General features: G+C 63.8%; 16 protein-coding genes. 8 read left to right on the plus strand and 8 right to left on the minus strand.

The window, feature by feature from the left end:
• Positions 1–92: 92 nt before the first annotated feature.
• Together otnK and A9K65_RS01310 are read left to right on the plus strand one after the other, a co-directional pair.
• Positions 93–1,445: a 3-oxo-tetronate kinase gene (otnK, locus tag A9K65_RS01305; protein ID WP_064992943.1), complete on the plus strand. Its 1,353-nt coding sequence runs from the start codon at positions 93–95 to the stop codon at positions 1,443–1,445.
• The gene (locus A9K65_RS01310; protein WP_084015593.1) at positions 1,445–2,083 is read left to right on the plus strand and encodes a class II aldolase/adducin family protein; all 639 of its coding nucleotides are present in this window, start codon (positions 1,445–1,447) and stop codon (positions 2,081–2,083) included. Before otnK ends, A9K65_RS01310 begins: the two co-directional genes overlap by 1 nt.
• Positions 2,084–2,241: 158 nt before the next feature.
• On the opposite strand, the gene A9K65_RS01315 is transcribed toward A9K65_RS01310, so the two are convergent.
• Genes A9K65_RS01315 through A9K65_RS01335 form a run of 5 tightly spaced genes read right to left on the minus strand, consistent with a single transcriptional unit; the run spans position 2,242 to position 7,512 of the window.
• Positions 2,242–3,513 carry a CaiB/BaiF CoA-transferase family protein gene (locus A9K65_RS01315; RefSeq protein ID WP_064993037.1) on the minus strand — a complete coding sequence of 424 codons (1,272 nt, stop codon included), beginning with the start codon at positions 3,511–3,513 and terminating at the stop codon, positions 2,242–2,244.
• Positions 3,514–3,548: 35 nt separating this feature from the next.
• Positions 3,549–4,580, minus strand: coding sequence for a dipeptide ABC transporter ATP-binding protein (locus A9K65_RS01320; protein WP_064992941.1), 1,032 nt, complete (start codon positions 4,578–4,580; stop codon positions 3,549–3,551).
• A complete protein-coding gene (locus tag A9K65_RS01325; RefSeq protein WP_084015553.1) occupies positions 4,577–5,653 on the minus strand; it encodes an ABC transporter ATP-binding protein in 1,077 nt (358 codons plus the stop codon). Before A9K65_RS01325 ends, A9K65_RS01320 begins: the two co-directional genes overlap by 4 nt.
• A gap of 3 nt (positions 5,654–5,656) precedes the next feature.
• On the minus strand, positions 5,657–6,502 hold the full coding sequence (locus tag A9K65_RS01330) for an ABC transporter permease (protein ID WP_064992940.1): 846 nt from the start codon (positions 6,500–6,502) through the stop codon (positions 5,657–5,659).
• Positions 6,499–7,512 carry an ABC transporter permease gene (locus A9K65_RS01335; RefSeq protein ID WP_064992939.1) on the minus strand — a complete coding sequence of 338 codons (1,014 nt, stop codon included), beginning with the start codon at positions 7,510–7,512 and terminating at the stop codon, positions 6,499–6,501. Before A9K65_RS01335 ends, A9K65_RS01330 begins: the two co-directional genes overlap by 4 nt.
• Before the next feature lie 104 nt (positions 7,513–7,616).
• On the opposite strand from A9K65_RS01335, the gene A9K65_RS01340 reads away from it, so the two are divergent.
• The 4 genes from A9K65_RS01340 to A9K65_RS01355 all read left to right on the plus strand — a co-directional run bounded on the left by A9K65_RS01340 (position 7,617) and on the right by A9K65_RS01355 (position 12,411).
• Positions 7,617–8,507, plus strand: a complete 891-nt coding sequence (locus A9K65_RS01340) for an IclR family transcriptional regulator (RefSeq protein ID WP_198327548.1) — start codon at positions 7,617–7,619, stop codon at positions 8,505–8,507.
• A 136-nt stretch (positions 8,508–8,643) separates the two neighbouring features.
• Entirely contained in the window at positions 8,644–9,396 is a 753-nt protein-coding gene (locus tag A9K65_RS01345) for an SDR family NAD(P)-dependent oxidoreductase (protein ID WP_064992938.1), read from the plus strand.
• Between the two features lie 113 nt (positions 9,397–9,509).
• Positions 9,510–10,889, plus strand: a complete 1,380-nt coding sequence (locus A9K65_RS01350) for a glucoamylase family protein (RefSeq protein ID WP_063169869.1) — start codon at positions 9,510–9,512, stop codon at positions 10,887–10,889.
• Positions 10,879–12,411 carry a mercuric reductase gene (locus tag A9K65_RS01355; RefSeq protein WP_064993035.1) on the plus strand — a complete coding sequence of 511 codons (1,533 nt, stop codon included), beginning with the start codon at positions 10,879–10,881 and terminating at the stop codon, positions 12,409–12,411. Before A9K65_RS01350 ends, A9K65_RS01355 begins: the two co-directional genes overlap by 11 nt.
• Before the next feature lie 114 nt (positions 12,412–12,525).
• On the opposite strand, the gene A9K65_RS01360 is transcribed toward A9K65_RS01355, so the two are convergent.
• From A9K65_RS01360 to A9K65_RS01370, 3 genes are all read right to left on the minus strand, one after another.
• Positions 12,526–13,569: a hypothetical protein gene (locus A9K65_RS01360; protein WP_245321960.1), complete on the minus strand. Its 1,044-nt coding sequence runs from the start codon at positions 13,567–13,569 to the stop codon at positions 12,526–12,528.
• Positions 13,570–13,780: 211 nt separating this feature from the next.
• Positions 13,781–14,356, minus strand: a complete 576-nt coding sequence (locus tag A9K65_RS01365; RefSeq protein WP_064992937.1) for a DUF1349 domain-containing protein — start codon at positions 14,354–14,356, stop codon at positions 13,781–13,783.
• A gap of 91 nt (positions 14,357–14,447) precedes the next feature.
• A complete protein-coding gene (locus A9K65_RS01370; protein ID WP_013528145.1) occupies positions 14,448–15,887 on the minus strand; it encodes an aldehyde dehydrogenase family protein in 1,440 nt (479 codons plus the stop codon).
• 269 nt (positions 15,888–16,156) lie between these two features.
• Here A9K65_RS01370 and A9K65_RS01375 point away from each other — a divergent pair, with 269 nt between their 5' ends.
• Both A9K65_RS01375 and A9K65_RS01380 read left to right on the plus strand, forming a co-directional pair.
• Positions 16,157–16,816 carry a TetR/AcrR family transcriptional regulator gene (locus A9K65_RS01375; RefSeq protein WP_024501867.1) on the plus strand — a complete coding sequence of 220 codons (660 nt, stop codon included), beginning with the start codon at positions 16,157–16,159 and terminating at the stop codon, positions 16,814–16,816.
• Between the two features lie 206 nt (positions 16,817–17,022).
• Positions 17,023–19,434 carry an FAD-dependent oxidoreductase gene (locus A9K65_RS01380; protein ID WP_064992936.1) on the plus strand — a complete coding sequence of 804 codons (2,412 nt, stop codon included), beginning with the start codon at positions 17,023–17,025 and terminating at the stop codon, positions 19,432–19,434.
• The last annotated feature ends 77 nt before the right edge of the window (positions 19,435–19,511 follow it).

Consider the following 19,511-nt stretch of genomic DNA (forward strand, 5'->3'; position numbering starts at 1 on the left):
CGTCGCGTGGGCTGTGTATATGATACCACGAATGGCCTGACCACCGACATGAGACAAGCCACCCCGAAACCGGCAGACATGAGACGGGTCGCATGACCGCGTCGATGCCTTCCCTGCTGTTCGGCGCCATTGCCGACGATCTGACCGGCGGCACCGAGCTGGCGTCGATGCTGGTCGCGCGCGGCATTCCAACAGGATGCACGGTCGGGCTGGACGCGCCGATCCAATCAGGCAATCTTGCCCATGTGATCCTGCTGAAGACCCGCGTCATCGCAGCCAGCGATGCGGTGCGCCAGGTGCTGGAGGCCGCGGACCGACTGGTCGAAGCTGGCGCGCGGCAGATCTTCTTCAAATATTGCGCCACCTTCGATTCGACGCCCGCGGGCAATATCGGTCCTTGCGCCGAAGCGCTGCTCGAGCGCCTTGGCGGCGGCGTCACACTGTTCGCCCCCGCGCTGTGTGAGACTGGGCGCACCGTCTATCAGGGGCATATGTTCGGCGGTCCCCAGCTGCTTGCTGAGTCGCCCAAGCGCTTCGATCCGCTGACGCCGATGACCGATTCCAATCTGGTTCGCGTGCTGCAGGCGCAGAGCAGGGGCAAGGTCGGGCTGGTGCCCTATCTCGTCGTCGATGCCGGCGCTGGAGCCATCCGAAGCGCTATACGAGCACACAGCGCGCGTGGCGAGACGCTGCTGGTCACCGACACCATCCGCGAGCGCGATCTGGCGGCGATCGCGGAAGCCACCTTCGACCTGCCGCTGATGACCGGTAATTCCTCAGTCGCCGCGCATCTGCCACCGGCCTGGCTCACGCATGGGCTGCTGGATTCAGGCGATCTCGTTGCCGCCAGCCTGCCGGCCGTCGAAGGGCCGGCAGCGGTGCTGGCCGGCAGCGTCGCCGACCGCACCATCGAACAGCTCGAGCGTTTTGCGCAAAACAATCCACTGCTGACGGTTGACCTTGCCAGCGCCTTTGCCGGCGCCGATGTCATGGCCGAAGCGCGTACCTTCGCCCAACGGCATTTGCCCGGCGCGATGATCGCCATTGCTACGACAGCGCCGCAAGCGACCGTCGAAGCGCTGCAGCAGGCGCACGGCCGCGATATGGTGGCGGCAAGGGCGGAAGAGATCCTGGCCGGGATTGCCCAGATTCTGGTGCGCGAACTCGGCGTCCGCCGGCTCGTCGTCGCCGGCGGCGAGACCGCCGGTTCGGTGGTGAAGGCGCTCGGCATCGACCGGATCGCCATGGGCGCCTATGAGGGCCCCGGACTGTCGCGCGCCATCGCTCACCTCCCCGGCCGGCCCTCCGATCCGCTGGCGCTGATGCTGAAATCGGGAAAGCTCGGCGGCCCCGATATCTTCACCGACGTTCTGCAAGACATGACACGGCCGAGCACTATTGCGCCGGTGATCGACACATGGCCACCGGCAAGGAGAGCATCGTGATGGAACTCGAAATCGAACGCACGAGCCTGATCACCGCGACGCAGACGCTGGACGCCAGCGGGATGAATGTCGGCACCACCGGAAACATCAGCGTGCGCACGACAGGCGGCATGCTGATCACGCCGACGGGAATAGCCACAAGCGCCTTGCGGCCGGAGCAGATGGTGGGGATGCAGCTCGATGGATCCTGGGACGCTGCGTTCCGGCCGTCGAGCGAATGGGAGATGCACGCCGAGATCTACAAGGCGTTTCCCGAGGCCGGCGCCGTCGTGCATGCCCATCCCGACCATTGCGTGGCGCTGTCGTGCCTGCGTGAACCGCTGCCACTGTTCCACTACATGGTGGCGGGCTTCGGCGGCGATGATGTGCGCTGCTCGGACTATGCGCTTTTCGCGTCAAGCGAACTGGCCAAGGTTGCCGTCGTCGCGCTCAAGGACCGCACGGCTTGCCTGCTCGCCAATCATGGCATGATCGCCTTCGGCGGCGATCTCGACACGGCGCTCATCCGCACCATCAAGCTGGAAACCCTGGCGCGGCAGTACCTTTTGGCGCGCAGCGCCGGCACGCCGGTGCTCATCGAGGGCAGCGAGATCCCCGCCATTCGCGGGCGCTACAAGAATTACGGCCAGCAGAAGTAACCGGCCGAGCCAGAAAAGGTGAAGCGGTTTCCCGGGAAAAGCGCATAGCGCTTTCTCCAGGGGATTGCGCCAAAACAAGGGACGGCTCTTCGCCCTCTTGAAGAACCATTCAGTCGACCTGCAAATGCGAGACGAAGGCCCGTCAGGCTCCATGAAGATCAGGCGGGGATCGGTTCGGCGGCCGGCGTATAGACGCCGATGGCGCCGGTGCCGATCAGCTGGTCGATGATCTCGGCGCTATAGCCGAGCACGTCGGCCAGCACGGCAGCTGTGTCCTGGCCCAGCATCGGCGGCGCGGTGAAGTCCGCGGTCAGCTGCGCGGCAAGTCCCTGCGCCGGGCGCACCATGGCGACGGAGCCGAGATGCGGATGCGGCAAGGTCTGGACGAGGCCACGCTCGCGCACATTGGAACTGTCGAAGACTTCCGGTATCGATTTTACCGTGCCGGCCGGCACGCTGGCGGCGGCACAGGTGGCCATCCAGTGGTCACGTGGCTTGGTCCTGAAGACGGCGGCTAGTTGCGGGATCAGCGCCTCACGGTTGGTGGCGCGCGCCCCTGCTTTGATGAAGCGCGCATCCCCAGCCAGATGTGGCAGATCAACGACCTTCTCGCACAGCGCCGCGAACTGGCGGTCATTGCCGACCGCCAGCGCAAAGCTGCCATCGGAGGCTTCGAATATCTGATAGGGAACGACCGTCGGATGGGCATTGCCGTAGCGGGCGACCTCTTGGCCGGTGTTAAGGTAACCGCTGCCGACATTGATCAGCAGGCTGAGCGCGCAGTCGATCAGCGACAGGTCGAGGAACTGGCCCTTGCCGGTCGTCGCGCGCTCGTAAAGCGCCGCCAGGATCGACTGCGTGGCGACCATGCCGCAGACGATATCGGTGATGGCGACGCCGACACGCATCGGTTCGCCATTGCTCTCGCCGGTGATGGCCATGAGGCCGCTTTCGGCCTGCATGACGAAATCATAGCCGGGCCGTCCGGCATCGGGCCCGGTCTGGCCGTAGCCGGAGATCGAACAGTAGATCAGCCGCGGATTTGACGCGCTGAGCTCCTTGAAACCGACGCCGAGGCGGTCGGCGGTGCCGGAGCGGAAATTCTCGACGACGATGTCGGCCTTGGCCGCCAGCTCGCGCACGATGGCCAGCCCCTGCGGGCTTTTCATGTCGAGCGCGATGCTCTGCTTGCCGCGATTGGCGCAGAGATAGTAGGTCGAGACACCCTTGTAGCTCGGCACCGACCACGCCCTGGTGTCGTCGCCGCCGTCGATGTTCTCGATCTTCCAGATCTCGGCGCCGAGATCGGCAAGGCTCATCGTTGCCCACGGCCCGGCCAGCACACGCGAGAGATCGAGAACCTTGATGCCTTCGAGCGGCAAGCGCGCGGGTTCTGCCGTACCGGCATTCGCGGAATGGTCCTCAGTCACGATCAAAATTCCTTCGGGTGAATTCGGCAAGCCACTCAGACAGCCCTGAAAGTGTTGATCGGCTCCGGGAAATGGCAGGCGACGCGATGCGAACCACCGGCCGGATCGAGCGGCGGTTCGACGGCAGCGCAGATCGCCTGCGCCTTGAAGCAGCGCGTGCGGAAGCGGCAGCCGGATGGCGGGTTGAGCGGGCTCGGCACATCGCCGCTCAGCACGATGCGCTCGCGCTTGCGCTCCTTCTCGGGATTGGCGAGCGGCACCGCCGACAGCAGCGCCTGGGTGTAGGGATGCAGCGCCCTCGAATAGAGTTCGGCTGCCGGCGCGATCTCGACGATCTTGCCGAGATACATCACCGCCACCTGATGCGAGATGTGGCGCACGACGGACAGATCATGCGCGATGAACAGATAGGAGGTGCCGAAGGATTGCTGGATGTCCTTGAGCAAATTGAGCACGCCGGCCTGCACCGAAACGTCGAGGGCCGAAACCGGCTCGTCGAGGATCACCACTTGCGGATTGAGTGCCAGCGCGCGGGCAATGACGACGCGCTGGCGCTGGCCGCCGGACAGTTCGTGCGGATAGCGCTTGCCATGCTCGGGATTGAGCCGCACCAGTTCGAGCAATTCGGCGACGCGCGCGCGGCGGTCGGCCGCCGACATGTCGCTCATGCGCAGCGGCTCGGCGATGTTGTCGGCAATGCGCATGCGCGGATGCAGCGACCCGTAGGGATCCTGGAAGACGAGCTGGATGTAGCGCCGCATCAGGCGCATGTCTTCGTGATTGAGCGCGAGCAGGTTCTGGCCACGGAACCAGCTTTCGCCGCTGGTCGGCTCGATCAGCCGCATCAGGCAGCGCCCGAGGGTCGACTTGCCGCAACCGGATTCACCGACCAGACCCAGCGTTTCGCCTGGTGCTACGTCGAACGAGACATCGGCGACCGCACGGACATGGGCAACGGCACGGTCGAAGACGAGGCCGCCGCGAACCGGAAAGTCCTTGACGAGATGGCGAACAGAAAGCGCAGCCGCCGGTTTGGTTTCCGCCTGGAGTTGCTCCGCTGCGCTCATGGGGCCACGTCTCCACTGTCCAGGCTCGCCGCCGCCAGCACAGCACTGTGGAAGGGCGGCAAGGTCGTCGCGAAATGACAGGCCGAGAACCGGCCGCCGACATCGTGCAAAGGCGGGTCCTCGGTCCGGCAGCGTGCCGCGGCATAAATGCAGCGCGGATGGAAGGCGCAGCCGCCCGGCAAGCGCCCAAGTGCGGGCGGCGAACCGTCGATCGAGAACAGCCGCTCGCGGCTTTCCTCGAGGTTGGGGATCGAGGCGATCAGGCCACGCGTGTAAGGATGGCGCGGATCGGCGAACAGCTCGGATACGCCTGCCTGTTCGACGACACGGCCGGAATAGACGACCGCGACGCGGTCGGCATGGCCGGCGACGACGCCGAGATCATGGGTGATCAGCACCAGGCCGAGGCCGAGCCGTTCCTGCAGCGAGCGCAGCACGGCCAGGATCTGTGCCTGCACCGTGACATCGAGCGCCGTGGTCGGTTCGTCGGCAATCAACAGGTCAGGATCGTTGGCGACGGCCATGGCGATCACCGCGCGTTGGCGCATGCCGCCGGAGAATTCATGCGGATACTGGTTGACCCGGCGCTCCGGCTGCGGGATCGCCACCAGATGGAGCAATTCGACCGCGCGCGTCATCGCCTGTTTGCGTGTCACGCGCTGATGCAGCCTGACCGCCTCGGCAATCTGGGCGCCGACGGTCATCACCGGATTGAGCGAGGACAGCGGGTCCTGAAAAATCATGGCGATGCGCGCGCCCCTGATCTTGCGCATCTCGCGCGCCGGTTTGCCGACCAGTTCGTCGCCGTTGAAGCGGACCGAGCCGGTGACCACCGCGTTCTTTGACGTGAGGCCGAGCGCGGCGAGCATGCCGACGGACTTGCCCGAGCCGGACTCACCGACAATGCCGACCACTTCGCCCTTGGCGACGTCGAGGTCGATCCCGCGAACCGCTTCGAACTGACTGCCGGCCTTGCGGAATCCGACCCGCAGACCGCGTATGGACAGCAGCGGCTCGCGCTCGCCCACCTTGTCGACTGCGCCCGGTGGCGCTGAGGAAATCTGTGCGCTCATCGCCTAGTCCGACCTTGGATCGAGAATGTCGCGCAAGCCGTCGCCTATGAAGTTAAAGCCGAGCACGATGGTGAGGATGGCGACGCCGGGACCGAAGGCGATCCACCATTGATAGAAATGAACGGCGCCATCGGAGATCATCGAGCCCCATTCGGGTGTCGGCGGCGTGGCGCCGAGGCCGATGAAGCTGAGCGACGCGGCAAGCAGCACGACCTGGCCGAGATCCATGGTTGCGCTGATCAGCACCGGGGTCCAGCAAAGCGGCAATATGTGCGTGAACAGCACGCGCCGCGGCCTGGCGCCGGCGGCGATTGCCGCCTCGACATGCTCGCGCTCCTTCACCTCCAATACCTGCGCCCGCATCAGCCGGGCGTAGACGGGCCACCAGACGAGCACCATGGCTATGGCGGCATTGCCGAGGCCTGGTCCGAGCGACGCCGCGACGGCCATGGCCAGCAGCATCGGCGGAAAGGACAGAGTGACGTCGACAAGCCGCATGATCGCCGCGCCGGTCAATCCGCCGACGAAGCCGGAAATGGCGCCGAGCAGCGAGCCTATGATCACTGCAGAGACGACGACCAGAACCGCGATCGGCAGCGAATGCGCGGCCCCGTGCAGAGTGCGGGCCAGCACATCGCGGCCGAGTGCGTCGGTACCCAGCCAATGCGCCCAGCTTGGCGCCTGAAGCCGGCGTGCGACCATTTCGAGCGGATCGAACTGCACGACCAGGTTGGCGAAGGCGGTCATGAACAGCCAGAACAGGATGACGACCGTGCCGATGACCAATGGCGCGGTCAGCCATTCGGGAACCGTCGAGGAGCGGGATTTGGTGACGACGACCGCCATCAGCTCAACCTCACGCGCGGATTGGCCACCACGTAGAGGATGTCAGTGATGAGGTTGGTGACCAGGAAGGCGAGACCACCGACGATGGTGACGCCGATGATCGCCGGGAAATCGAGCGCACGCGCTGCCTCGACGGCATAGGATCCCATGCCCGGCCAGGAAAAGATGGTCTCGGTCAGCACCGCGCCGGTGATCAGATAGGCGAAGGAATAGCCGATGACGGTCAGGGTCGGCACCATGGTGTTGCGCAACGCGTGGACGATGACGACGCGGAATTCGCTCGCCCCCTTGGCGCGCGCGGTGAGCACGAACTCGCGGCTCATCACATCAAGCATGTTGGCGCGCACCAGCCGCGATATGGTGCCCGAAACCGTCCAGCCGAGGACGAAGGCCGGCAGAAGCAGGTGCCAGAGCGCGTCCTTGAAGACGGTCCAGTCGCCAGCCAGAAGCGAATCGATGGTCAGGAAGCCGGTGATGCCGGGCGGCAATGCCAAGCGGGCATCGACCCTGCCCGGCCCCGGCAGCCAGTTCAGCATGACGGAGAAGATGAACAACAGGCCGAGCCCCGACCAGAACACCGGCAGCGAAGAGCCGAACAAGGCGAACAGCCGCGCGCCATGGTCGATCAGGCTGTTGCGGAAATAGGCGGCCAGCACACCAAGCACGATGCCGAGCGTGGTGCCGAAGATCATCGCGGCGAAAACCAGTTCGAGCGTTGCCGGCAAGCGGTAGAGAATGTCGGTGCCGACATTGCGCTTGGTGATGAACGAGGTGCCAAAATCGCCGCTCAGCAGATTACCAAGATATATCATATAGCGTTCCGGCAAAGGACGATCGAGACCCCAACGCGTCTTGGCGGCGGCCACCACTTCGGGGTTGCTCATCTGCTGTTCGGCGACAATCGCGGTCAGCGGATCCCCCTTGGTCACCGTGGTGATCAGGAAGGCGATGGTGACGATGCCGAGCACCAGAAACGGCATTGCGATAAGCCGGCGCAAAATATAGCGAGACACGTGGCTACCTTCACAAGGAGGGGCTTCGTAAGATGGCACAAGGCGCTGGGACATGCCATCGACGGAAACATATTGACAGCCCGCGAAAGCCGCTGTCAATATAAATGGAATTTAATTTCATTTTTGACGACAGTGCCGACGTCACCGGCCCGACAGGCGGACGACGACGCCAGAAAGACCTCAGCGTGCGCAAGCGAGCCACCAGGGACGAGACGGAGCTTGAAGGCGAAGGCGCACAACTTTCGTCGTCGCTGGTGCGCGGGCTCGGCATCCTGCGCGCCTTCCGGCCGGGCGACGCCTCGCTCGGCAACCAGGACATCATTGCCCGCACCGGCCTGCCCAAAGCCACGGTGTCGCGCATCACCTATACGCTGAGCGCGCTCGGCTACCTCCTGTACGACAAGGATCTCGGCCGCTACAGCCTGGGGTCGGCTACCGTGGCGCTCGGCTATTCGGCGCTCAGTTCAAGCGCCGTCGTGCACGTCGCCCGGCCGCTGATGCAGCCGCTGGCCGATTTGACGGGGGCGGCGGTGGCGCTCGGCACGCGCGACAGCCTCAACATGGTGTATCTAGCCAATTGCCGGTCGGAGAGCCTTGTCACGCTGCGGCTCAACCCGGGCTCCTATCTGCCGATCTGGAAGACATCGATGGGGCTGGCCTATGCGGCGGCCCTTTCACCCGAGGAGCGCGTCAGCCTTGTACGGGCTTTGCAGGAGGCGGAGCCGGACAAGGCAGCGATGATCGCGGCGGCGATCGACGATGCGATCGCCCAATATGCACGCCAGGGCTATGTGACGTCGTTCGGCGCCTGGCACAGCTACATCCATGCAGTCGGCGTGCCGTTCCGCCCGCGTGACGGCTCGCCGCTGGTTGCCATCACCTGCGGCGGCATCGGCGAGATCATCACCGAGGACCGCGCGCATGCCGAGATCGGACCGGCGCTGGTGGCGATGGTGAAAGCACTGGGCGACCAACTCGAGGGAATTCCCGTGTAATCCCGGCACGGGATTGGCCCAGACGATCGGGCTGCATGCCGGCTTGAACTTGCCTGGTGGGGGCAGCACAGTCGCCGCCGATGGCATGGCGCTCGCGTTGTCAGTCCATCGGGTTCGGGTGACGGGGGGAGATCGGATGCCGATGAATTTTGCAGGATGGTTCAGCGACCGGGTGGCGGTCATCACCGGTGGCGCATCGGGCATTGGTCTGGCGGTGGCGCAGAGGATTGTCGAAGAAGGCGGACGGGTTTCGGTCTGGGATCGCGATCCCGCCCAGATCGAACAGGGCAAGGCCGTCATCCCCAGTCTTCACGGCATCGCTATCGACGTTGCCGATGCCGCAGGCGTGGAGCGCGCTGCCCGGTCAACACTCGAAGCGCTTGGCGGTGTCGATATCCTGGTCACCAGCGCGGCGATCACCGGGCCGAACATGACGACCTGGAACTATTCGGCGGAAGATTGGCAGAAGGTCATCGACATCAACATCAACGGCGTCTTCTACTGCAACAAGGCGCTCGTGCCGCACATGCTCGAGCGCAACTATGGCCGCATCGTCAACATCGCCTCGATCGCCGGCAAGGAAGGCAATCCCAACGCCTCCGCCTACAGCACGTCCAAGGCCGCGGTAATCGGCCTGACCAAGTCGCTCGGCAAGGAACTGGCCAAGACCGGGGTGACGGTCAATTGCGTCACGCCGGCGGCCGTGCGCACCGCGATCTTCAAGCAGATGAGCCAGGAGCACATCGACTTCATGCTGTCCAAGATACCGATGGCGCGCTTTGGCGAGGTCGACGAGGTGGCGGCGCTGATCTGCTGGATCGCCTCGGAAGAGTGTTCGTTCACGACGGCCGCCGTGTTCGACGTTTCCGGCGGCCGCGCCACCTACTGAGGCAGAACGAATCTCAATTCCACGTGACGGTGCAACGGACGGAGCATGCGGGCGTATAGTTGGACGCCTCGAATCGACAAGTCGCGACAAGGTAGCGGGAACCATGACACGGAATGCAGCCGTCAGGCGGGAGTTTGCTACTTTTGCTTAGAGCCGAATCTGCCGCACTGTCCGACGATGAGCTTCTGGACCGCTATCAGCGCGCCGCCTTCGATTATTTCCTCGATAACGTGAACCCCGAAAACGGACTGGTCGCCGACACATCGCGGCCAAATTCGCCGGCCAGCATCGCTGTCGTCGGCTTCGCGCTGTCCAGCTATCCGATCGGCGTCGAGCGCGGTTGGATGACGCGCGATGCCGCCGCGAAGCTGACGCTGGCCGCGCTGCGTTTCTTCTCGACCAGCCGGCAAGGCAATAGCGACGACGTCACCGGCCATAAGGGTTTTTACTACCATTTCCTCGATATGCGGACCGGCCTGCGCGTCTGGCGCTGCGAACTGTCGATGGTGGATACGGCGTTGCTGATATCAGGCATGCTGGTGGCGAGCGCTTATTTCTCCGGTGACGATGACGAGGAAGCCGAAATCCGCCAACTGGCCGAGGCGCTCTACCGGCGCGTCGACTGGCGGTGGGCACAAGGTTCAAGCCCGACCCTGCGGCAAGGCTGGAAGCCAAAGAGCGGCTTTCTGCACTATGGCTGGGAGGGCTACAACGAAGCGACGATCCTCTACGTGCTGTCGATGGCCTCGCCTGACAGTCCAACCTCGGATAACAGCTACGAGGGCTGGACGGCGACCTATCAGTGGGAAAACATCTACGGCTACGACGTGCTGTATGGCGGCCCATTGTTCATGCACCAGTTCTCGCATGCCTGGATCGATTTCGCCGGCATCCGCGACGCCTTCATGCGCGAGAAGAACTCGGACTATTTCGAAAACAGCCGCCGCTCGACCTATCTGCATCGCGACTATGCGCGCCACAACCCTTACGGCTATGACGGCTATGAAGAGAACCTTTGGGGACTTTCGGCGGGCGACGGGCCGGGCGGCTTCCGCACCAGCGTGGAGCGACAGCGCCGGCGGTTTTCCGGCTATGCCGCGCGCGGCGCTCCGTTCGGGCCCGATGACGGGACGATCGCCCCTTGGTCCTATCCGGCATCACTGCCTTTCGCGCCGGAGATCTGCCTGGCGGCGCTGCGCCATCTCGGTGATCGCTACCCCGAGGTGATCGACAATTTCCGGCTGCCGAGCGGCTTCAATCCGACATTGGCGAACCGGCGTAAATTCGGGAGGCACGGCTGGGTGTCGGAAGGCCACTATGGGCTGGATCAGGGTATCGTGGTGATGATGATCGAGAACCATCGGTCAGGGCTGATCTGGAAGCTGATGCGGTCCAATCAGCATATCCGTCGCGGCCTGCACAAGGCCGGATTCAATGGCGGCTGGCTGTCTCAGCCGGCAAGCCCGGCGTCAGGTGGCGGCAATGTCGCGTGACCGGACCAGGATCACCGCCTTCCCCGTCGACAGCAACGACATCAGTCTGATCGCGAGCGCCCATCCGCCGCACTGGAAGAACCCGCAGCCGGACGGTCCCTACAACCTCGTCGTCATCGGTGCCGGGCCGGCTGGGCTGACTGCCGCCTACGAAGCGGCCAGCCTCGGCGCAAAGGTCGCGCTCATCGAGCGCAATCTGATCGGCGGAACTTGCGTCAATGTCGGTTGCATCCCGTCCAAGTCGATCATCCGCACCGCAAGGCTTTATGCCGACATGCGCGATGCCTTGAATTTCGGCGGCGACATGCCGGACCGTCTTCACGTCGACTTTCCGCGCGCCATGACGCGGATGCGGCAGATCCGGCAGCGGATCAGCCGCGCGGATGCCGCCGATAGGCTGGTTTCCGAAGGCATCGACCTTTATTTCGGCGAAGCGCTGTTTTCCGGACCGGACGCTGTCACGGTCGCCGGACAAACCTTGCGTTTCAGGAAGGCGCTGATCGCGACAGGCGCGCGCCCGAGGCTGCCGACGATTCCAGGCCTTGCCGAGGCCGGCTATCTCAGCAACGAGACCATGTTCGAGCTCACGGAGTGCCCGAAGCGGCTTCTGGTCATTGGCGGCGGACCGCTCGGCTGCGAGGCGGCGCAGGCCTTCTGCCTGCTCGGTGCCAAGGTCATCCTGGCGCAACGGGAACCGATGTTCCTGCCCGGCGAGGGACGCGACGCCGCCCAGATCCTTTCGGACGCGCTGGCGCGCGAAGGTGTCGAGGTTCGCCTCAACACCGAGGTGGTAGCGGTGCGAACGGAAGGCGGCAAGAAGCTCGCCGATCTGGAGTGCGACGACATCACGACAACGATTTCCGTCGACGAGATCATCACCGGCATCGGCCGATCGCCCAATGTCGACGGCCTCGACCTGGAAAACGCCGGGGTGGCATACGATGCCGACGGTATCAAGGTGGACGATTATCTCCGCACCACAAATCCGCACATCTATGCGGCGGGCGATGTCTGCCTCGCCTACAAATTCACCCACACCGCCGAGGCCACAGCTCGCATGGTCGTGCGCAATGCCCTGTTTCTCGGACGCAGGAAACTGAGCGAGCTGGTCATTCCGTGGTGCACCTACACCGATCCCGAGATCGCCCATGTCGGCCTCTATCCGGCGGAGGCGCGCCAGAACGGCATCCCGGTCAAGACTTATACGGTGCTGATGCACGATGTCGCCCGGGCGGTCATGGACGGCGAGGAGGAGGGTTTCGTCAAAATCCACGTCAGGGAAGGGTCCGACCGCATCCTGGGCGCCACGGTCGTCGCCAGCCATGCCGGTGAGATGATCAATGCGGTGTCGCTGGCCATCAAATCGGGCATGGGATTGCGTGCGCTGGCCGACGTCATCCATCCCTTCCCGACGCAGGCGCTAGGCATAAAGATGGCCGGCGACGCCTATCGGCGGACAAGGCTCACCTCATCATGGAAGCATCTGGCGGGCCGCTGGTTGGCGTGGTCCAGGCGATGGTGACATTCCGGCAGCCTGCCGCAGCTGGTGCGTCGGACATTCGGCGACGATGCGGCGCTTGACGAAAGCCCCGTCGACCATCTCGGATATCCGCCAAACGTCGGTGCCATCCAGAGGTTAGCCGGCTCTATATTTCCGCGGATCCTGCGGGCCCTGCCGACCGCGACTCCAATTTCGTGGCTGCCCTGTCAGTGCGTGCAGAAGTTCTTGCCGAATGGGCTCGAGATAGGTTTGCGGATGCAAGCGTCCCCAAACATGGTCGCGCTCGGTCAGATGCTTAGCCTGCTCTATCCAGCGCCTCGGCGCATCGGGGTCCCTGACCTCATGCCAGTCGTCGACGATAATGACCGGCAGACCCTGATAGAGCGGGTCGAGCGGCGAGGTCTTGGTGACGACGATGCAGCCGAGATAAAACAACTCCCATGTCCTATGGCAGTCCAGGCCGTTGCCTTCGGTGGACAGCACAAGCGGGTATTGCGAGTACAGTTGCCAGATCGAGCGCTGCGAGACGCGTTTCGTCAGGAAATCGACATGCGGACATCCGCGCAGGGCATCAAGCAGTTCCCGGCGCTGTCTCGAGCCATTGCTGATGCTGAAATCAGAGAACAGTCTGGGCGGGCGGCGGTCCACATGATCCTGCCGGGCGCGTATGATTTCCAGTTGCTTCACAAGCCCTTCCGGCGTGGCGAAGGACCGAGGCGTGTGAAGATCGAGCCCGATCGGGAAAGGCTTGACCCTGGGGTGAGTGCCGTCACAATTCTGGCTGTACCAGGAGACTAGGAAGGGGTTGGCGAGAAGCTGGTCGACGGTGTCCTTCGCCAGATCCGACGGCACCGAAGCATCGCCATCGGTCGTCAGCAGCGTGAACGGTGCCGTGATCGTCGGCAACACGATCCTGACGAACGTGTCGAGATCACAGGTTTGCGCATCCCTGGACAAGGTGCTCAGACGCAGCCAGACGATGCCATGTGCGCCGCTGTAATGCTGGCGGAAAAATGCCTCGCTCTGTGTCGATGCGGTTGACGCGTTGCGATACCAGCGCGGCCCGGCGAAATCGCAGAAATGTCCGATCCCTTGCGACCACAGCACGGGCGGAACGCCAAGAAATCTCAGCGCCCTGGAATAGACGGCTCTTTTGACTGCCCTTCGCAACCTGCCCATGGGCAACTCCTAGCGCGGATGCCAATACCGTTGCAACGTGCTGCCCGACATATTCGCCTTGAGCGGAACAAAGGCCAAAAGTTTCCCCGCAATACCCCTTCCGGCTCCGGAGAACCCAACTTACGACAGGCGCAGCCGCCGGCGAGGCTCGATCTACAGACTTGATTATGACAAAGTCGAAGGGCTTGCGGTCGGCGCAAGGCCGCACGTCTCAATCGTGCAATTCCCGCGATATCGGCGGCCCCACCGAAAAGCCGGAGAATGTGACCTCAAAGCCCTCGCGTTGCGGCGAACAGCACATCATGCCGACATCGACCGTCCTGGAGATCGGAAAGTAGGCAAGCCGCACAGGCTTCCAGTGGCCGTCGGAAGCATCGAGATACTGGACACGGATCGTTTCGGCGTGACGGGTCAGCCGGATCCTGACGCCGCCCGGACCGGCATGAATGGCGACCAGCGACCAGTCTGACGTGTCGTTGGTGACCACGACGGAGAAATAGGCAAGGCCGTCGGTGTACTCGATACCGGCCTTGATCCAATGGGTTTCGCTGAGCCGGACCATCAGCCCCGCCTGATCATAAAGCACCTCGTAGTCGCCTTTGACGGTGACCTCGGCGGTGAAATCGCCTTCGACGGGCCGGTGCAGGAAGTGGCCATTGTCGCGCCAGAAACCGTAGAAGGTCTCGCGCCAGAAATCGGTCTCCTTGCCGGTGCGCACACGAACGCTGTCGCCGTCGAAAGAATGGTGCGGCGGCGGGTTAAGCCAGGTCAGGTCCTGCACTGTCATCCTTCGCGCCGCTCCAATCCAGATGTGCATGGCGGGGTTGCCGGCGTGGTCGGCAGTGACCGATCAGCCCGGCTGATCGGTCGACGGCTGATCAGCCCGCGAATGTATAGGCCGTCTTTACCGTGGTGTAGAACTCCGCCGCATAGTGGCCCTGCTCGCGCGGCCCATAGCTCGAACCCTTGCGGCCGCCGAAGGGAACATGGAAATCGACACCCGCCGTCGGCAGGTTGACCATCACCATGCCGGCCTCCGAATTGCGCTTGAAGTGCGTGGCATGCTTGAGGCTCGAGGTGCAGATGCCGGAGGTCAAGCCGAAGGGCGTGTCGTTGGCAACGGAAAGCGCCTCGTCATAGTCCTTGACGCGAATGACGCTGGCGACAGGCCCGAAAATCTCCTCGCGCGAACTGCGCATGGCGTTGGTCGCCTCGGTCAGCAACGCCGGCTGCAGGTAGAAGCCCGGCGTCTTGCGGTCGAGCCGCTCGCCACCGAAGGCGAGCGTGGCACCTTCCCTGACACCGATGGCGATATAGTCCTCGTCCTGCTTCAGCTGCGTCGCGTCGACGACAGGACCGATCTGGGTCTGCGCGTCGAGCGCATCGCCGATGACCAGTTTGCTCATGCGATCCTTGAGGGCGTCGACGAAGCGGTCGTGAATGCCGTCAGCCACAATCAGCCTGGACGAGGCGGTGCAGCGCTGGCCGGTCGAGAAGAAGGCACCATTGAGCGCGCAATCGACGGCGATCGCGAGGTCGGCATCGTCGAGCACGACCAGCGGGTTCTTGCCGCCCATTTCAAGCTGGAACTTGCGCATGTGTTCGATGCTTGCCGCAGCGACGCGCTTGCCGGTGCCGACCGAGCCGGTGAAGCTGATGGCGTTGACATCGGGACTGTCGAGCATCGCCTGACCGACGACCGAGCCCTTGCCCATGACGAGATTGAGCACGCCCTTCGGCAGGCCGGCGCGATGCAGGATGTCGACGATGGTCCAGGCGCTCTCGGGAACCAGTTCCGCCGGCTTGAAGACGACGGTGTTGCCGTGTGTCAGCGCCGGGGCGATCTTCCAGGCCGGAATAGCGATCGGAAAATTCCACGGCGTGATGATGCCGACCACGCCGACCGCCTCGCGCGTCATCTCGACGCCGACGCCCGGCCGCACGCTCGGCACGACCTCTCCGGTCAAACGCAACGTTTCGCCGGCAAAGAAGTCGAATATCTGGGCGGCGCGAATTGTCTCGCCGATGCCTTCGGCCAGCGTCTTGCCTTCCTCTCGCGCCAGGTTGCGGCCGATCTCGTCCTTGCGCGCCAGAATCTCGTCGGAGGCCTTTTTCAACACCGCGTGACGCGCCAGCGGACCGGAGCGGGACCAAGCCGGGAACGCTGCCTTGGCCGCGGCGATCGCCTGCTGGGCCTGTTCGACACCCGCCGAGGCATAGTCGCCGACGACGTCGCCGGTATCCGAGGGGTTGATGTTGCGCGAACCGGCATCGCCGACCCACTCGCCATCGATGAGGTTCTTTCGAAACAGCGTCATATCGTGTGTTCCTGCTTGTTGGCCGCGCGGGCATCTGTCTGAACTGGTATTTGCCAGACAATTGCCTCGCGGGAAAGCAAACAGTGAACCGCCAGCCGCGACAAAAATCCCCGTGCCTGCGCCGCGCGGATGGCGGGCGACGACGATTCCCCATCGAGCCTCGATGCAGCCAACCTCCATCGTGCATCAATCGGCTTGGGCCGATTCATCCTGTACACTTATGTCCATAGCCTTGATTTGCCTGAGGCAGCATGTCATGCGTCGTGTCGATGGCAGCTCTCGAAACGACGATTCAGCGCGCCGGCGCCACCGGCAACATCAAGGCCACTCGCGAAGACTGGCTGAAGCTTGCGCTTGAAACGTTGATCTCTGACGGAGTCGAACGCGTCCGCGTGCTGACGCTTGGCCAGAAGCTCGATGTGTCGCGCTCCAGCTTCTACTGGTATTTCAAGAGCCGGCAGGATCTGCTCGATCAGTTGCTGGATTACTGGCGGCAGACGAATACCAAATTCATCGTGGAACGCGCCAGGCGGCCTTCCGCCACCGTCATACGCGGGGTGATGAGCATTTTCGAATGCTGGGTGGACGAAAGGCTGTTCGACCCCCAGCTGGATTTCGCGATCAGGGCCTGGGCCCGTCGTTCGCCCGCCATCAGGCGCGCCTTAGACGAGGCCGACGAGGAGCGTGTCAACGCCATACGCGACATGTTCATGCGTCACGGCTACGACGAGGAGGATGCCTTCGTGCGGGCCCGCGTGCTGTATTTCATGCAGATCGGCTATTACTCGCTTGAGCTCAACGAGCCGATGAGCAGCCGCCTGCCTCACGTCGCCGGTTATCTGCGCAGCTTCACCGGCCAGGAGCCTCCGGCGGAGGATGTCGAGGACTTCTCGCGCTATGTCGAGAAGACGCTTTCGCGCAACCGATAGTACGGCCCGGCCGCCGCGGCCTGACGATTTCGCATCGCGCATCGGCCCAATGGCAAGCACGGTTGCTGCCGACAGCAGCAGAGGAGCCCTCTGCCGTATCGGCGCAGAGCGGCGCACGGGCGCTCATTCCGCTGTCCGCCATCCTCTAGACACATATGTACAATACCGATAGGGTACGCCACACTGGCTGGGTGGAGTGCGACAGGATGAAATCCCAATATCGGGCGATCGTCATCGGCGGCGGCGTGGTTGGGGCCTCGGTGCTCTATCACCTGGCGAAGTTCGGCTGGAGCGACGTCGCGCTGATCGAACGCGAGGTGCTGACCGCAGGGTCGAGTTGGCATGCGGCCGGCGGGTTCCATGCGCTGAACGCCGATCCCAACATCGCCGCCCTGCAGGCCTACACGATCGACCTGCTCTCCGAGGTCGAGAAGGAATCGGGCCAGAGCATCGGCATGCACATGACCGGTGGCATCTCGGTCGCCTCGGCGCCGGAGCGCTGGGAATGGCTCAAGGCTTCCTACCGCATCTTCCAGACCATGGGCATCGACGATGTCCACCTGGTCGGAGTCGATGAGATCAAGCAGCGCTGCCCGATCCTCAACACCGACGGCATGCTGGGTGGACTCTATGCCGCGCGCGAAGGCCATATCGATCCCTCGGGCGTCGTGCACGCCTATGCCAAGGCAGCCAGGCTGCGCGGCGCCGATATCATCGAGCACAACCGCGTGCTGGCACTCAACCGCCGCGCGGACGGCGGCTGGGACGTGGTCACCGAGAAGGGCACGGTGATTGCCGAACACGTCGTCAATGCCGGCGGGCTGTGGGCCAAGCAGGTCGGCCGGATGGCCGGCATCGACCTGCCGGTGTCGCCGATGGAGCACCATTATCTCGTCACCGAGGCGCTGCCCGAAATCCAGGCGCTGGACAAGGAATTGCCGCTGATCGTCGATCTCGAAGGCTTCACCTACATGCGCCAGGAACAGAAGGGCCTGCTGCTCGGCATCTACGAGATCAACCACAAGCACTGGAACATGGATGGGGCGCCGTGGGATTACGGCATTGAACTGATCCAGGAAGACACCGACCGCATCGCCGACGAGTTGGCCCTCGGCTTCAGCCGATACCCCTGCCTGGAGAATGCCGGCATCAAGCGCTGGGTGAACGGCGCCTTCACCTTCTCGCCGGACGGCAATCCGCTGGTCGGCCCGGTGCGCGGGGTTCCCAACTACTGGGTGGCGTGCGGCGTCATGGCCGGTTTCCTGCAAGGCGGCGGGGTCGGCAAGTCGCTTGCCGAATGGATGATCCATGGCGAGCCGGAAGCCGATGTCTACGGCATGGACATCGCCCGCTATGGCGATTTCGCCTCCAACCGCGAATACATCAGGCAGACCACCGGGCAGTTCTATTCGCGCCGCTTTGTCATGAGCTATCCCAACGAGCAGTTGCCGGCGGGGCGGCCCTTGAAGACAGCCGGCGCGCATGACGCGATGGATGCCGCCGGCGCGCGCTGGGGCAATTCATGGGGCATGGAAGTGCCGCTCTATTTCGCGCCGCATGGCTTCGTCGAGACACCGACGCTGAAGCGCTCCAACGCCTTCGACATCGTCGCACAGGAGTGCCGCAAGGTGCGCGAGGGCGTCGGTCTGCTCGATATCACTGCCTTCTCACGCTACGAAATCGCCGGGCCGCAGGCGGAAGCTTGGCTCGACCGGCTGCTTGCCTGTGCGCTGCCCAATCCGGGTCGCGCCAAGCTCGCGCCTATGCTCGGCGAAAACGGCAAGCTCAAGGGCGACCTCACCGTCTTCAACTGGGGCGATGGCTCCTGGTGGATCATGGGATCCTACTATCTGCGGCAGTGGCATATGCGCTGGTTCGAGCAGCATATGAGCGACGGCGTCACCGTCCGCGACATTTCAGACGCGGTCGTCGGTTTCTCGCTGGCTGGTCCCAATGCGCGAATGCTGCTTGAGCGCCTCACACATCAGGACGTTTCGCACGAGGCCTTTGGCTTTCTAGCCTGCAAGACATTGGATGTCGGGCTGGTGCGGGCCAAAGTCGGGCGGCTCTCGGTCATCGGCGAACTCGGCTACGAGATCCATTGCCAGGCCAATGAGCACGCAGGCCTGCGCCGCGCGCTGCTTGCCGCAGGCAGCGATCTGGGCGTCACCGAATACGGCTTCGGCGCGGTCAATTCGCTGCGGCTCGAAAAGAGCTTTGGTATCTGGTCGCGCGAGTTCACGCAGGACTATACGCCCGATGAGACCGGGATGGACCGCTGGATCGCTTTCGACAAGGGCGATTTCATCGGCCGCGAGGCGGCCCGGAAGGAGCTGAAGGCTTCATCGAGGCGCACGTTGGTGACGCTTGAAATCGACGCGGTGGACGCCGATGCCAGCGGTTACGAGCCGGTCTGGTATAGAGGCAAGCTTGCTGGCTTCGTCACCTCGGGCGGCTACGGCCATACGGTCGGCAAGAGCCTCGCCATGGCGCTGGTCGAGCGCGAGGTGGCTGATATCGATACGCAGTTGACAACCCACATCGTCGGCGTCGAAAGAGGTGCGCGCGTCATCGCCTCGTCGCCATACGATCCACTGGGCAAGGCGATGCGGGCATGACCGATCGAACGGGTGACGTCGGTGCGGAAGACCATGCGATGATCCACGTTTCTTTCCGAAAATCAGGCCTGTCCGGC

Origin of the sequence: Mesorhizobium sp. WSM1497, assembly GCF_001672455.2 — a bacterium.
Taxonomy (GTDB): Bacteria; Pseudomonadota; Alphaproteobacteria; order Rhizobiales; family Rhizobiaceae; genus Mesorhizobium; species Mesorhizobium ciceri.

Bases quoted from the DNA above. Each gene is read 5' to 3' on its own strand.
- otnK (WP_064992943.1), top strand. From the start codon at position 93: ATGACCGCGTCGATGCCTTCCCTGCTGTTCGGCGCCATTGCCGACGAT.
- A9K65_RS01310 (WP_084015593.1), top strand. From the start codon at position 1,445: ATGGAACTCGAAATCGAACGCACGAGCCTGATCACCGCGACGCAGACG.
- A9K65_RS01320 (WP_064992941.1), bottom strand. From the start codon at position 4,580: ATGAGCGCAGCGGAGCAACTCCAGGCGGAAACCAAACCGGCGGCTGCG.
- A9K65_RS01325 (WP_084015553.1), bottom strand. From the start codon at position 5,653: ATGAGCGCACAGATTTCCTCAGCGCCACCGGGCGCAGTCGACAAGGTG.
- A9K65_RS01340 (WP_198327548.1), top strand. From the start codon at position 7,617: ATGGAATTTAATTTCATTTTTGACGACAGTGCCGACGTCACCGGCCCG.
- A9K65_RS01345 (WP_064992938.1), top strand. From the start codon at position 8,644: ATGCCGATGAATTTTGCAGGATGGTTCAGCGACCGGGTGGCGGTCATC.
- A9K65_RS01350 (WP_063169869.1), top strand. From the start codon at position 9,510: ATGCAGCCGTCAGGCGGGAGTTTGCTACTTTTGCTTAGAGCCGAATCT.
- A9K65_RS01355 (WP_064993035.1), top strand. From the start codon at position 10,879: ATGTCGCGTGACCGGACCAGGATCACCGCCTTCCCCGTCGACAGCAAC.
- A9K65_RS01360 (WP_245321960.1), bottom strand. From the start codon at position 13,569: ATGGGCAGGTTGCGAAGGGCAGTCAAAAGAGCCGTCTATTCCAGGGCG.
- A9K65_RS01365 (WP_064992937.1), bottom strand. From the start codon at position 14,356: ATGACAGTGCAGGACCTGACCTGGCTTAACCCGCCGCCGCACCATTCT.
- A9K65_RS01370 (WP_013528145.1), bottom strand. From the start codon at position 15,887: ATGACGCTGTTTCGAAAGAACCTCATCGATGGCGAGTGGGTCGGCGAT.
- A9K65_RS01375 (WP_024501867.1), top strand. From the start codon at position 16,157: ATGGCAGCTCTCGAAACGACGATTCAGCGCGCCGGCGCCACCGGCAAC.
- A9K65_RS01380 (WP_064992936.1), top strand. From the start codon at position 17,023: ATGAAATCCCAATATCGGGCGATCGTCATCGGCGGCGGCGTGGTTGGG.